This is a genomic window from Catenulispora sp. GP43, assembly GCF_041260665.1.
Lineage (GTDB): Bacteria > Actinomycetota > Actinomycetes > Streptomycetales > Catenulisporaceae > Catenulispora.
On record NZ_JBGCCT010000026.1, the window covers coordinates 32,858 to 46,452 of the forward strand.

General features: G+C 71.2%; 11 protein-coding genes. 5 read left to right on the forward strand and 6 right to left on the reverse strand.

Annotated features, from left to right (window positions below):
- Window positions 1–34: 34 nt before the first annotated feature.
- From ABH926_RS38600 to ABH926_RS38615, 4 genes are all read right to left on the reverse strand, one after another.
- Entirely contained in the window at window positions 35–1,213 is a 1,179-nt protein-coding gene (locus ABH926_RS38600; protein ID WP_370370934.1) for an acetyl-CoA carboxylase biotin carboxylase subunit family protein, read from the reverse strand.
- Window positions 1,213–2,454 (reverse strand): MFS transporter, encoded by a 1,242-nt coding sequence (locus ABH926_RS38605; protein ID WP_370370935.1) that lies wholly within the window; start codon window positions 2,452–2,454, stop codon window positions 1,213–1,215. The genes ABH926_RS38600 and ABH926_RS38605 overlap by 1 nt, the downstream gene beginning before the upstream one ends.
- Window positions 2,451–3,704 (reverse strand): ATP-grasp domain-containing protein, encoded by a 1,254-nt coding sequence (locus ABH926_RS38610; RefSeq protein ID WP_370370936.1) that lies wholly within the window; start codon window positions 3,702–3,704, stop codon window positions 2,451–2,453. The genes ABH926_RS38605 and ABH926_RS38610 overlap by 4 nt, the downstream gene beginning before the upstream one ends.
- 116 nt (window positions 3,705–3,820) lie before the next feature.
- Complete coding sequence (locus tag ABH926_RS38615) at window positions 3,821–4,711, reverse strand: phosphotransferase (RefSeq protein WP_370370937.1); 891 nt, start codon at window positions 4,709–4,711, stop codon at window positions 3,821–3,823.
- A 211-nt stretch (window positions 4,712–4,922) separates the two neighbouring features.
- Between ABH926_RS38615 and ABH926_RS38620 the strand changes: the two genes are divergently transcribed.
- Together ABH926_RS38620 and ABH926_RS38625 are read left to right on the forward strand one after the other, a co-directional pair.
- The gene (locus ABH926_RS38620; protein WP_370370938.1) at window positions 4,923–5,177 is read left to right on the forward strand and encodes an acyl carrier protein; all 255 of its coding nucleotides are present in this window, start codon (window positions 4,923–4,925) and stop codon (window positions 5,175–5,177) included.
- Window positions 5,174–6,442: a condensation domain-containing protein gene (locus ABH926_RS38625; RefSeq protein ID WP_370370939.1), complete on the forward strand. Its 1,269-nt coding sequence runs from the start codon at window positions 5,174–5,176 to the stop codon at window positions 6,440–6,442. The genes ABH926_RS38620 and ABH926_RS38625 overlap by 4 nt, the downstream gene beginning before the upstream one ends.
- On the opposite strand, the gene ABH926_RS38630 is transcribed toward ABH926_RS38625, so the two are convergent.
- Both ABH926_RS38630 and ABH926_RS38635 read right to left on the reverse strand, forming a co-directional pair.
- Window positions 6,431–8,230 (reverse strand): ATP-binding cassette domain-containing protein, encoded by a 1,800-nt coding sequence (locus tag ABH926_RS38630; RefSeq protein WP_370370940.1) that lies wholly within the window; start codon window positions 8,228–8,230, stop codon window positions 6,431–6,433. The two genes, ABH926_RS38625 and ABH926_RS38630, sit on opposite strands and share 12 nt — an antisense overlap.
- Window positions 8,227–10,125 (reverse strand): ATP-binding cassette domain-containing protein, encoded by a 1,899-nt coding sequence (locus ABH926_RS38635; protein ID WP_370370941.1) that lies wholly within the window; start codon window positions 10,123–10,125, stop codon window positions 8,227–8,229. Before ABH926_RS38635 ends, ABH926_RS38630 begins: the two co-directional genes overlap by 4 nt.
- A gap of 224 nt (window positions 10,126–10,349) precedes the next feature.
- Between ABH926_RS38635 and ABH926_RS38640 the strand changes: the two genes are divergently transcribed.
- From ABH926_RS38640 to ABH926_RS38650, 3 genes are read left to right on the forward strand one after another with little or no spacing between them, the layout of a single operon-like run.
- Complete coding sequence (locus ABH926_RS38640) at window positions 10,350–11,180, forward strand: SDR family NAD(P)-dependent oxidoreductase (protein WP_370370942.1); 831 nt, start codon at window positions 10,350–10,352, stop codon at window positions 11,178–11,180.
- Window positions 11,181–11,190: 10 nt separating this feature from the next.
- Window positions 11,191–12,558, forward strand: coding sequence for a class I adenylate-forming enzyme family protein (locus ABH926_RS38645; protein ID WP_370370943.1), 1,368 nt, complete (start codon window positions 11,191–11,193; stop codon window positions 12,556–12,558).
- Window positions 12,555–13,595 carry an inosamine-phosphate amidinotransferase 1 gene (locus ABH926_RS38650; protein WP_370370944.1) on the forward strand — a complete coding sequence of 347 codons (1,041 nt, stop codon included), beginning with the start codon at window positions 12,555–12,557 and terminating at the stop codon, window positions 13,593–13,595. Before ABH926_RS38645 ends, ABH926_RS38650 begins: the two co-directional genes overlap by 4 nt.

A 13,595-nucleotide genomic window follows, 5' to 3' on the forward strand; every position in this document is an offset into this window, starting at 1 on the left:
CCGATGTTCGGGCCGGGCTTCAAGAGCGGTGGCTTCAGGAGCGCAGGGCAGCGAAGTGGCTGAGGATCTCCGCCTCGTCGCGACCGCGGACGAGGAAGGACGCGCGGGCGTCGACCGAGCTGGCGGCCCGGCCGTCGCGAGGGGTGTGGGCGGCCTCCACCAACCAGGCCGGATCGCCGTCGGGGGCAGCGAGCGCCGGGCCCGCCGTCCACAGCAGCCATCCGGTCCGCTCGGCGACCGGCTGGATCGGGGAGCCGATCCGCACCAGCCCGAGGGACAGCAGACAGGCCAGGCGGGAGATGTCGACGCCGTAGGTGAACCGAATCGCGTTCTTGACCAGGGCTCCGCCGATCCGGCAGGCGACCTCCCCGGCGAACAGCGCTCCGGTGGCGTCTTCGAGATACTCCAGGTGCAGGACGCAGACGCCGTGCTCGGCCGGCAGCCGCCGGACGAATCGGCGTGCGGCGGCGGTGAGCGTGTCCGCGACCGCGGATCCGGCATCGAGCATCACGGATCCGAGGTTGTCGACGCCGAACAAGTGCGGCGGGCAGCTGTAGCGCGACGGCGAGACCAGGACGGCGTCCGATCCGTCCACGATCACGTCCACGTGGTAGACCGCGCCCTCGATGTACTTCTCGGCCATTAAGCGGCCCGCATGCAGTTCGGAGAGCAGCGCGGGTTCAGCCGTGAACAAGGCGGTGACCGAGGCGCGGTCCGTCAGGATCCGCACCCCGACTGATCCCGCACCGTCGCGGGGTTTGAGCACCGTCTCGCCGAAGACTTCCAGGGCATCCAGTACGTCCGCCAAACATGCCACCGGCCGATACGGGACGCACGGCACCTGCGGGTCCTGGAAGAGGCTCTTCATCACGACCTTGTCGCGGAACCCCAACGCCGCCGACGACTGCTGGCCGGGGATGCCGAACAGGGTCCGGGCCTCGGCGGCGCGCAGGACGTCGTCCTCCGAATTGGCGAAGACCCGGTCGAAGGAGTCCTGCGCGCACAACCGGAACAGCTCGGCCGTCACTGCCGGGGACTCGTAGTCGGAGTCCACTTCGATCCGCCGGACCCCGGCGGCCGCGGGCTCGCCGGCACGCGCCGCTCCACGCGATGTCAGAACCGTGACCCGCGCGTCGGGCGCGGCTTCCCGGATCCACCTGTCGTAGGGGGCCAGCGAGTGCGGCCTCTGCAATACCAGGATGTCGCGCGGCATCACGCTTCTCCCCCGATCAGCACCGCCGGCCGCGTACGCTCCAAGGCCCGGACGGCCCTGGGCGTCAGCGGCAGCACGGCACCCAATCCGGCGGCCAGCGCCAGCCAGCCCGGCGTCCCCCAGCCGACCACGACCACCGCGATCAGCGGTGGCCCGAGGATCTCCTGGACGGCGGCACCGAGCCCGAAGACCGCCAGGTACTCGGTGCGGCGGTCGTCGGGCGCGTACCGGTAGGACACCTCCCACGAGCCGGCCGACTGCCACAACTCGCCCGCGGTCAGCAGGACGGTCGCCACAACCAGCAGCACCAGGGCTCCCGAACGGCCGGCGTGCGCGGCCGCGGCCATCGCGGCGCTGCACCCGATCAGGGCCAGACCCGCGAACGTCAGGGCCCTTACAGGGCCGTCCGGCGAATCGACGTTCTTGGTGAACGGAACCTGTCCGACGACCGCCAGCACCGTGTTCAGTGCTACGAACAGCGGCACCGCCTCCACGGGAGCGGCCGTCGCACGCGCCGTCCACAGCGGAAGGGCCACGGTCAGAACCGTGGTGTGCACGTAGAGCACTCCGTTGAGCCCGGCCAGGCCGAGATAGTGCCAGTCCCGGAAGTCACCGATGAAGGCGAGTGCGCCACGGCGGACCGGAGCCGGCGCGGTGTCGATCCGCAGGCGGCTCAACAGGAAGGCCGCCACGATGAACGACCCGGCGTCGGCCAGGATGATGGCGCGGTAGCCGGCCGTGGAATGCGTGGCGAGCAGCGGCGTCGTCGCCACGGCGCCGAGCGAGAATCCGACGTTGCGCACGGACCGCATGAACGCCAACGTCCGCGTGCGATCCTCGCCGGGGACGGCTGCCGCCACCACCGACTGGCTGGCCGGGGACACCGCGCGCTCGACAGCACCCAGACACACCGAGACGGCGACGAAGGCCGCGGCGCCGTGGACGAAGGCGAGCGCGACGAACCAGACGGCCCGCCAGGTCTGAAGCACGACCAGGACACGCCGCGCGCCCCACCTGTCGGCCAGCGTGCCCAGCGGGACCGCGCACAGCAGTCCCGCGGCGCCCGAGGCCGCGAGGCCGAGCCCGACGGTGCCGGCCGACATGCCCACGACCCGGACGAAGAAGATGGTCGAGCCGGCCAGGTACAGGCCGGTACCCGCGGAGTCGACGAGGGCGACCAGTGCGAACGCACGCCCGGCCCGCGAGCCCGGCCAGGGCCCGCGCCGTACCGCGCGGGTCATCGCACCACCACATCGATCCGGGCGGCGGCCTGGCGAACCCGGTCGAGGGCCGCCTGGGCGTCCTGCCCGGTGGCGATGACGTGGCCGACGCGGTCCCAGGAACTGGTCGGCCGGCGCAGCACGTCGCCAGGTACCGCGCTCACGACGGCCTCATGCACGCCTTCGCCGAGCACCGCTTCGTCAAGGCCGTCGATCCGCTCCACGACCCCGTCGTCGCCGGACAGGAACCGGATCGCCGCGGCGCGCGCGGGGATCCTCGGCCGCGCCGGCCGGGAGCCTTCCAGCAGGGCGATGAAGTCGGCGGCGATGGATCCCCCGTACGCCAGATCTATGAGTTCGTCGATGCTGTCGCCGGGCAGCCGGCCCGCGCATTCCACGAGGTGGGGGCGGTGGCCGTCGAGCAGGATCCATTCGGCGTGCAGGACACCGGTGCCGAAGCCGACCGCTTCCGCCAGCGCGCCCATCAGGTCACTGATATCGTCCGCGACCCGGTCCGGCAGCGGCGCGGGCACGACGTGCCCGAGCTCGACGGGCCACGGCCCGGGCAGCACGGTCTTGGCGGTGACGTTGGTGAAGACCACCTCGCCGGAGTCCACCAGGGCCTCGGCGCTGATCTCGGGCCCGGCCAGGTACTCCTCGACCAGGTGGCGCCGCGGCGTGCCGCGCTCGGCGCGCATACGGGGCTCGCTGACCGTGGACGCCTGGGACCAGGCCGCGGCCACGTCGTCGCCCGGCGCCAGGATGACGACGCCGAGGCTCGCCTGCCGGTTCGCGGGCTTGAGCACGCAGCGGCCGGCGGCGCCGAGGAAGGCCGCGACGTCGTCCGGGCTCTCGGCTTCGCGCCAGCGCGGCTGCGGGAGTCCCGCGGCATCGGCGCGGGTGCGCAGCTCCACCTTGTCCCGCAGTACGCGTGCCGCGGTCAGACCAGCGCCGGGCAGTCCCCGATGCGCGGCGACGGCGGCCGCCGCAACGACGCCGTACTCGACAGCGGGTATCACGGCTTTGATTCCACCGACCCGCGCCAAAGCGGCGATGACCCCATCCGGATCAGCCTCGGCATGGATCGGCGCCGGCACCAGGACGGCCGTGCTGGGATGGGCGGCCAAGCGCTCAGCGACCCGGCGCGCGCCGATCACGTCGGGCTCCTCGACCACCGCGACCGACCCCGCTGGCAGGCAGCGGTCGAAATCCGACATCAGCCCCTTGCTGAAGCCGACGGCAAGATGGGTCGCCCCAGAAATCCCCGTCATCGAATGCCTTCGTTCCCCCGTTTAGGCCCGACCGACAGCTCGACACCCCCATGCGTCAAGTCTGGACTCGAATATTAGAACACGGATGTCCATATGCAAGCGAGATTCCGTTCACCTCACTCTGGTATGAACGCGGTGAGCCGGTCCCACATCGCGGCGTCCTCTTCGTCACCGTCGTGCGGGGCGAGGAAGTGCGTCCCGTACTCCGCGATCTCGCTCAGGATCCACCGGACCTGGTAGAACCGCAGGAAGTCGGGGCGACACGGGGGTGCCTGGCCGAGGGTCTCCAGGAAATGGAACCAGTCCCGCTCCGGCGGGCCCCACATGGCATCGCCCCAGTCCGCGAACAACAGGCCGTTCTCGGCGACCAGGATGTTCTGCGCTCGCGGCTCGCCGTGTGTCAGCACCATGGGATCCTCCGAGGCCGCGCAGGCGGCCGCGAGGTCCGCGAGCTCGGTTCGCAGACCACTGATGGTGTGGAGGTGGCGCTTGACCAAACCCACCAGCCGGACGGTGTAGGGCCCGGTTTCCCGGACGCCGCCGGATCCGCAGTCGACGGTCGTATCGATGTCCTGTTCGAAGTCGAGACGGTAGTCCTCGCGGGACAAAGCCACCTCGGAGCCGGCGGCGTGGACCCGCCCCATCAGGGTGATCGCGTCCGCGATGGTCCGCGGCGAGGCGGTCGCGGCGTCGAGCGGTTCGGCGACGACATAGGGGAAGACCAGGGCCGGAATGCCGCCGACATCGTGCGCGATCCGCCCGTCGCGGCCGGCCAGCGGCGCCAGCACGAAATCGCAGCCGGATCGGGCCAGGCTGTGCGCGGCCGCGTAGGCCGCGGGGTGATGGCCGCGCAAGTCGCGGCGGAGACTGACCCACAGACCGCCGGCCCGATAGCACCAGCTGTCCTCGCCCAGCGGGACGAAGCGGGGCTCGGCATCGGTCCCGTACTGGTCGGCGAGCATGCGGCGGAGGTCGGAGAGGTCCAGATCGGAAGGGGGCAGGAGCACGGCCGTCCTGTCGGGTACGGCGCCGCGGGCACGCGGCGCGGGTCTGTTCGGGGCGCGCTGAAGCGCGTGGACCGGGTGCGGCGTCCGATGCTACTGTCCCCGAGCATCTCCGTTTCCTGACACTCGTACTTTCATGCCCGGCATGATCGGCGGACGCCGACTCCAGCCGGATGGCGCCGCCCACCGGCGGCCACGGGGAAAAAGGTCAGTCATGAACGATGTGGAATCGGTCATCCGCGAACTCTTGGTGCAGACCCTGGATCTGGACACCGCCCCGGAGCTGATACCGCCCCGCGGCATCCTGAACATCCTCGGCATCGACTCGCTGTCCGCGATGCGCTTCCTGATCAGCGTCGAGGGTTCGTTCGGGATCCGGATCGAGGACAGCGAACTCGGTCTGGATCTCGTCGACGATCTGCCGGCGCTGGCGGCGCGGGTCGCCGAACTGAGCGGGGAACGGCAGTGATCGAGGCACCGCTGAGCTACCAACAGCAGGAACTGCTCGACAACACCTCGCGGTATCCGCAGTGCATGGCGCGCTACGACTGGATGTCGGTCTACGAGTTGGCCGCCGAGACCGATCTGGAGACCCTGACGTCTGCCGTCGAGGGCCTGGCCGACCGGCACGAGGCGCTGCGGACGACGGTCGAATACCGCGACGGACAAGGGCGCCAGCTCATCCACCCGGGCTTGGCCGCTCCGGTGGAGCGACGCGAGGTACCCGAAGCCGAACTCCCCGACGTCCTGGCCACCACGGCGGCCGGCCGCATGACGGTCGAGCAGGTGGGCCGGTCCGACGCATTGTTCCGTCCGATCGTCATCACCTCCGGGAACCGGATCCTGCTGGCTCTCAACATCCACCACCTCGTCCACGACGGCGCGTCCGAGGCCGTGATGTGGCGCGACCTCTCTGAGTTCTACTCCGCGAGGCAGGAGCGCCGCCCCGCCGAACTTCCCGAGCTCCCGTTGTCCTATGCCGAGTTCACGGCATGGCAGCGCAACGAGTGGGAGCGGATCGGCGGGCGGGCCGTGTACCACTGGCGCGCGGCGCTGGACGGACTGCCGGCGACGTTGTCCTGGCCGACGTCCCCGGAAGGGTCGCCGGAGGAGCCGCCGGAGTCACTGCGCAACGCGGCCAAGGGTTTCAGCGTGGGTCCCGAGGCCGCCGAGGCACTGCGCATGGCGGCACGCCGCGGCCGGGTCTCGCCGTTCATGGTCATCGCGGCCGTGTCGGCGGCGGCCGTGGGTCGGGTGACCGGGAACGAGGACCTCCTGCTGGGCGTCCCGTCGGCCAACCGCGAGGAGCCGTTCAAGCACGAGATGGTGGGGCACTTCGCCAACACCAGGCTGGTCCAGGCCCGAGGGCCCGAAGACCCGGGGCTGTCGGGACTCACGCGGTCGATCCGGGCTTCCTGGTTCGACTGCGAGGACTTCCGTGACGTCTACAGCCGGCCGCTCCTGACCGCTTTGGGGGCACCGGAAGTCGTCTACGTCGCCATGAACGCGGTCCCCGGTGCCGTCACCGCGCCGACCTTCGCCGGCAAGGAAGCCACCCGGGTTCCAGTCCGCACGCCGGGGGTGTCCGACGACTGGCGCTCCGTGGGAGTGATGTGGGAGTGGGGAGATGACGGACTGCTCCACGGCCAGGTACGGCACCGCCTGTCGATCGTGAGCTCCGCCGCCGCCGACGACATCGCCGCGGCGGCGACGGAGCTGATGTCAGAGCTCTGACAGGGCGTAGGCCGCGGCCTGGATGCCGAACAGCTCCGCGTAGCGGCCGCCGGCCGCCAGGAGCTGGTCGTGGTCTCCCTGCTCGACCAGCTTCCCGTCCGCCATGACCAGGATCAGGTCCGCGCCGGTGACGGTCGAGAAGCGGTGCGAGACCACCAGGGTGATCGTGCCGGTCCGGGCCGCGAGCTCGCGGGCCCGGACCATGTAGCGGTCGAACACCGCCTTCTCGCTGGGTGCGTCCAGCGACGCGGTTGGTTCGTCGAGCACGTACAGCAGCGGCGCGGTGCGCATCGACGACCGGGCCAGGGCGACTCGCTGCCACTGGCCCTCGGACAGTTCGACCCCGCCGAGCGGCCTGCCCAGCTGGGTGTCCAGCCCTTCGGGCAGGCGCGCCACCAGATCCTCGGCATCCGCGGCGGCGACCGCGGCGCGGATCCGGTCGGTGTCCCCGATGTGGTCCACATCGCCCAGGCCCACGGAGTCTCCGAACGTGGTCCGGAGGCGGCCGAAGTCCTGGAAGGCCGCGCTGGTGCGTCCCCGCCAACCCGCGGTGGCCAACTCGGCCAGGTCCATACCGTCGACCGTGACCCGGCCCGAGTCGGGGCGATAGAACTTGCACAGCATCTTGACCAGGGTGGTCTTGCCGGACCCGTACTCGCCGACCACCGCCACTACGCTGCCGGCCGGGAGGGTGACGCTGACCCCGTCGAGCGCCGGCCGGCCGGTTCCCGGGTAGGTGTAGGTCACCGCGTCGAGCGCGATGCCCGCGGCAAGGGTGTCCGGCGCGGCCAGGGTCCCGGCCGCTCGCGCCTGCTCCTCGGCAACGTAGGAACGCAACCACAGGTAGGGCTCGATGACCCGCCCGGCACCGGCGGTCTCGGTGGCGCTGGCGACAGTGCTCTGCAGGGTCTGGCGCAGGCTCACCGCGACGGTGACGGTCAGGACCAGATCGCCGACCCCGCCGTGGCCGTGCGCGGTGTCGGCGGCGATGATCGCCAGGGCGCCGACGAAGCCGGCGGCGAAGACCATCCACCCGCAGAACCGCCAGAGAGCCCCCACCACGCGGGCCCGGAAGCGGCGGCGCGCCACGTCGTCCCACGCCGCCGCGCGGCGGGCCGCCAGATCGGCGGCGGTGCCCGCCACCCGGATCTCCTTGCCGGCCGAGGCATCGACGACGAGCTCGAACAGGTGCTGTTGCAACCGGTGCGCCCCGGCGGTGGCCACCTCGGTGTCCCGGACCGCCCGCTGCCCGCGCTGGTCGAACCAGATCGGCGCGGCGGCCAGCGGGATCAGCAGCATCAGCCAGGGATCGACGGACCCGAGCAGGACGACGGTGATCAGGACTTTGAGAAAACTGGCTGCGGCGTTGACCGCGTTCCACAGCCCGCGCACCAACGCGCCGGTCGAGCCGCGCACGAGCGAGACCCGGTCCAGGACGTCGGGCCGTTCCAGGTGCTCCAGGCCCTCCAGGGTGGCGATGTCGCGGTGGATGGCCGGATGCAGCTCCAGCCGCGCCACCTGGTCGGTCACGGTGCCGACCAGGTCACCGGTCATCTCGGCCAGCACGGCGCTGGCGGCGTACAGAAGCGCGGCGGACGCCGCCCACCCGGCCGCCGCGCCGACGTCGCGGGAGACTCCGGCGTCCACCGCCGCCTTCAGGGCGAGCGCGGTCGCCGGGACCATGACGACGGAGCCCGCGATGACCAGGAATGCCGCGGCCGTCTGTCCCGGCACCCGTTTGAAGGACAACCCCAGCAACTCCCGCCACAGCGCGAGATAACGTCTCACAGCAGCTCCCCCTCCGGGATCCGGTCGTCATAGCCCCGGGCCAGCCGGCCGGCCTGGATCGTGAACATCTGGCAGTAACCGCCGCCGAGCGCCATCAGCTCTTCGTGGGTGCCGGACTCGGTGATCCGGCCGCCCTCCAGCAGCACGATGCGGTCCGCGTGCCGCACCGTGGAGAGCCGGTGCGAGATCAGCACGACACTCGCCCGGCCGCGCAGGCCGGTCAGGTGCTGGAAGACCTCAGCCTCGGTGCGCACGTCCAGGTGCGCCGTGGGCTCGTCCAGCACCAGCACACGCGCGCCGGCGTTCACGGCGTAGAGCGCACGGGACAGTGCGACCTGCTGCCATTGGCCGCCGGACAGGTCCACGCCCCCGTCGCGGGTGCGGGCCAGCACGGTGTCCCAGCCGGCGGGCAGGGCGGCCACGCGGTCGTCGAACCCGACGTCGTGCGCCGCCGCCTCGGCGGCGGCCCGCGAGGCGGGTATCCGGCCCTGGCCCAGGGTGACGTTGTCCAGCGCGGACAACTGGTAGCGGATGAAGTCCTGGAACACCACGGTCGTGGCCGAACGCCAGCGGTCCAGCCCCCATTGGGCCGGGACCCGGCCGTCCGCGGTGATCGCACCGGCGGTGGGTTCGTACAGGGCTGTCAGCAGTTTGATGAGCGTGCTCTTGCCCGCGCCGTTCAGACCGACGACGGCCAGCAGCTCGCCCGGCCGGATCTCCAGGTCCAGACCGTTGAGCACGGCGCGGTCGGTCCCGGGATACGTGAAGGAGACGTCCTGGAACCGGATCGCCGGTGCCGGTGCGGCCGCCGGGGTCGCGGCGTCGGCCTGCGAGCCGTCCGAGGACTGCGCGGATCCGCCGGCCGGCGCGGCGACGGCAGCCTTCTCCAGCACCGACTCCAGACGGTCGGAAGCCTTGAGCACCCCGGTCGCGCCGACCATGCGATACAGGTCGGCGCTGGTCCCGAAGGCCTGGTAGAGCGACCAGCCGGCGGCGAAGACGGCGGTCTGCACCCCGATCGACGCGCTGCCGTGCGCCGCGCTCACGGCGACGGCGACATAGGCGGGGACCAGACCGACGGCGACCAGCAGGAACTGGTTCCACTCCGTGCGCACCACGTGCATCGCGTACGACCACATCGGCCGGTTGCCCCGCTCGATGTGCGCCTGCATCCGGTCCACCATCCAGGAGGCGAACCCGAATATCCGCACGTCCTTGCCCTCGCCGGAGGACACCGTGGCCTTGCGCCAGACGTCGGCGTGCATCTCCTCCGCAAGACACAGCCGCCACTTGTCATTGTGCGCGAACGCGCGCCGGCTCCTGATATACCGGTTCACCGCGCTCGGTATCAGGAGCAGCGGTATGAGCCACCACTGGTACGCCGCCACCACCGCGCACGCCGCGGCCGCGCCGGCCAGCGCCGCCGCCCAGCGCAGCTGGGCCAGCGCTCCGTCGCCGGGGGTGAACTCCGCGCCGGTCTCCGGATCGGCCTTCGCCTCCCGGATCAGCGCCTGGACATCGCCGTCCTCCAGCGGGCCCACGCCGGGCGTCGTGGCCGCCAGGACGGCGACCCGATCGCGGTGCCGGCCGTCGATGCGGGCCTTGGCCAGGTACTCCAACGGCTGACTCACGGCGTCGGCGGCGTGCGAGGCGGCCAGCACCGCGGCGAACAGAACCAGGCCGGGGACGGCGTGCCGGAACAGGTCGCCGCCGGCGGAATCGCGGAGCCGGCTGACCAGATCGGCCAGCGCCACGGCGCTCGCCGCCGGAGTCACGCACGAGATCAACAGGGCCAGCGCCAGCGCGCCCACCAGTATGGGAGGGGCTTGGCCCAGGCAGCGCGCCAGGCGCCACCGGTGAGCCAGCCAGGTCCGGACTCCCCCAGTGAATGTCAACAGCCTTCCTCCTCCTGATGCGGGGCCGAGGAGGGCGCCGGAGGTGGCGGCGCCGGTGCGGCCCGGGTCGGCGAAGCGGCGAACGATCGAGAAGCATGGCACAGGCTCGATATAAGAGCGCTGTCCTCACCCCGAAAATAATCATTGCATTCATCCCAAGGCTCTGATTAAGTAACGCCCGGGACACCTCACCTCATCAGGAGTCCCTCACAAACGGGGTGGACATGAAGACTGTGCTCGTGACGGGGTCGAGTGCTGGAATCGGAGCCGCGGCCGCTGTGGCGCTGTGCGCTCAGGGCCACCGCGTGCAGATCACCGGACGATCCGTAGAGAAGCTGGCAGCGGTGCGTCGCAGGATGACCGCCGCGGCACCGCCGGACGTGGACGTCCCGGAACCCATCGCCTCGGATCTGGCGTCGCTGGACGGCGTGCGCACTTTGGCGCGCACCGTGCTCGACCGCCACGACCGGCTGGACGTCCTGGTCAACAACGCCGCGGTCCAACCGGTCCGGCGGCAGGTGAGCGCGGACGGCATCGAACTGGGCTGGGCGGTCAACCACCTCGCCGTGTTCGTGATGACCGCGGCGCTGACCGACCGCCTGGCCGACAGCGGCGGCCGGGTGGTCACCACCTCCTCCGACGCGCACGCCGACGGCGTGATCGACCTCGACGACATCCCGATGGAGCACCAGTGGACCGCCGCGGCGTCGTACGGCCGGTCCAAACTCGCGAACATCCTGTTCACCACGGAACTCGCCCGTCGCACGGGACTCCCGGCGTCGAGCTTCCACCCGGGCAGCATCAGCACCGATCTCAATCGCGACTCGCGCCTGTTCCGGGTGGGCAAGCCGATCGAGAAGATCATCTACGGCAGCCCGGCCAAGGGGGCCCAGACCCTGGTCTGGCTCGCCACCTCGGCAGAAGGCGGCAAGCCTTCGGCGGCCTACTACGTCAAGCGCGCAGCCGCGGTACCCAGTGACTCGGCCCTGGACGCCGAGCTGGCGGCCCGGCTCTGGGACAACAGCGCGGAGATGGCGAAGGTGACCACTACCTGACGGGGAGATCATGCAACGGGGCGTCGAAGGGTACGAACACATAGCGGACTCGAAGAGTCTGCGCGCGCTTCTCGACGGTGGCGATCAAGCACATGAGCTGTTCCCGGGGTGGGGCGCCGGGCGGCTGGCCGCCGTGGCGGACGAAGTCGCGGACGCGAGCCGCGAACGGGGATTGTCAGGCACCGCGGTAGCGCTGCACACGGCATACGGTCCGGCCTGGGTCGCCTGCCTGATCGGCCTGCTGGCGGCTTCGGCGTCCCCGATCCTGGTACCGGCCGAGGCGCCGGCGCCGGAGGTCGAACGGCGGCTCGCCCAGGCGGGCGGGTTCGCGGTGCTCACCGGTGTGCCGGACGGCACGCCGCCGGCATTCGTGACGACGGGCTGTGCACCAGCGCACGGCACGGACGACCCGCCCGGTCCGGGACCCGCGGTCTTGATCCCCTCATCCGGGTCCACCGGCGAGCCGAAGCTGGTGAGCCGCCCGGAGCCGGGGCTGCTCCTGGAGGCGTACCAGTTCAGCACGGTGTTCGGCGCCCAGCCGGCTGACCGGCTGCTGCTTCCGTGCCCGCTGGCGCATGCTTACGGCTTCGCCTGGATTCTGTACACGCTGGCCACCAGAACCAGGACCCTGATCCTGCCGGCGAACGCTCTGACCGCCGCCGAGGACGCGATCGACGGTGGCGCGACCATGATCGCGCTGACCGCTTCACTGACCCGCCTGCTGCTCATGCGAGTCGGGAACAGCGGCCGCGCGCCCGGGTCGAATTCGCTGCGGGTGTTCGCCGTCGGTGCCGGCGCCACCGACGCCGAACTGAACCGGACGGTCCGCGAGACCTTCGGCCTGGACCCGGTCTCCATCTACGGAAGCACCGAGACCGGCGTGATAGCCGTCAGCGAACCGGGCGCGCCCGCGGGCCGCCTGGGATTCCCGGTGCCGCGAACGCAGTGGCGGGTGGTGGGTGACGAGGGCGTCCCGGCCCCCGCCGGAGAACCCGGCAGCTTGCAGGTGCGCCACGACGCCGAGGAGTCCTGGTTCGCCACCGGCGACCTGGTCACGCTGACCGATCAGGGCCTGACCGTCCTGGGTCGGCAGTCCGACGCCGTCAGACGCGGCGACCGGTGGGTGGCGCCCCTGGAGATCGAAGGCGTCATGCGCGCACATCCCGCGGTCCGCGAGGCGGTCGTCTCCGCCACCGGACCGACGCCGGGGCGGGACAGCTTGATCGTGGTCGAGGTGGAGGCCGATCCGGGCACCGTCCCGGCCGATCTGCTGCGGCACGCCCGCGAGCACCTGAGTCCTTACAAAGTACCGAACGAGGTCCGGATCGTGGACCGGCTGCCCAGGACGTGGAACGGAAAGGTGATCGGGACACAATGAGCTTGGTCGATGTGCACAACGAGTGGGACCCGCTGGAAGAAGTCATCATCGGCACGGCGCGCGGCGCGCGCGTCCCCAAGCCGGACCGGGGGCTGTACGCCGTCGAGTTCTCCGGACTGGACTGCGCCGAGGAGATCCCCTCCGGCCCGATACCGACACAGATCGAGGAGCGGACCGAAGCCGAACTGTCAGCACTCTGCGACGCGCTGACCGGTCTGGGTGTCCGGGTGCGCCGGCCGGGGCCGCGCGACACCAGCGCGATAACCGCGACCCCGGACTGGCAGACCGAGGGCTTCTACGACTACTGCCCCCGGGACGGACTGCTCACCGTCGGCGACACCGTCATCGAGACGCCCATGGTCCTGCGGGCGCGGTTCCTGGAATCACTGGCGTACAAGGACCTGCTCCTGGAGTACTTCGAGAGCGGCGCCCGGTGGATCTCCGCGCCGAGGCCGCGGCTGCACGACGACATGTACCGTCCCGAGCAGCCGCAGGGCGGCAAGCTGGCCGACCTGGAGCCGGCCTTCGACGCGGCCAACATCCTGCGGTTCGGCACCGACCTGCTCTACCTGGTGTCCGACAGCGGCAACGAAATGGGCTGGCGGTGGCTTCAGTCCACCCTCGGCGAGCGGTACACGGTGCATCCGTGCCGTGACGTCTACGCCTCCACCCACGTCGACTCGACGATCGTGCCCCTGCGCCCCGGGCTGGTCCTGCTGAACCCCGAGCGCGTCAACGACGGCAACATGCCCGCGTTCCTGAAGTCCTGGGACCACCTGTGGTGTCCGGAACTCGTCGACGTCGGCTTCGCCGGTCCGGTCGCCCGCGCGTCCCGCTGGATCGGCATGAACCTGCTCGTGGTGCGGCCGGACCTGGCGATCGTGGACGACCGCCAGCCGGAGCTGATCAGGGTCCTGGAGAAGCACGGCGTGGACGTGCTGCCGCTGCGCCTGACCCACGCCCGCGACCTGGGCGGCGGGTTCCACTGCGTGTCGCTCGACGTCCGCCGCGCCGGCCGGCTCGAGACCTACAGGTAG

Excerpts from the sequence above, each read along its gene's own strand:
- ABH926_RS38600 (WP_370370934.1), bottom strand. The coding sequence starts at position 1,213 with ATGCCGCGCGACATCCTGGTATTGCAGAGGCCGCACTCGCTGGCCCCC.
- ABH926_RS38620 (WP_370370938.1), top strand. The coding sequence starts at position 4,923 with ATGAACGATGTGGAATCGGTCATCCGCGAACTCTTGGTGCAGACCCTG.
- ABH926_RS38650 (WP_370370944.1), top strand. The coding sequence starts at position 12,555 with ATGAGCTTGGTCGATGTGCACAACGAGTGGGACCCGCTGGAAGAAGTC.
- ABH926_RS38645 (WP_370370943.1), top strand. The coding sequence starts at position 11,191 with ATGCAACGGGGCGTCGAAGGGTACGAACACATAGCGGACTCGAAGAGT.
- ABH926_RS38640 (WP_370370942.1), top strand. The coding sequence starts at position 10,350 with ATGAAGACTGTGCTCGTGACGGGGTCGAGTGCTGGAATCGGAGCCGCG.
- ABH926_RS38605 (WP_370370935.1), bottom strand. The coding sequence starts at position 2,454 with ATGACCCGCGCGGTACGGCGCGGGCCCTGGCCGGGCTCGCGGGCCGGG.
- ABH926_RS38610 (WP_370370936.1), bottom strand. The coding sequence starts at position 3,704 with ATGACGGGGATTTCTGGGGCGACCCATCTTGCCGTCGGCTTCAGCAAG.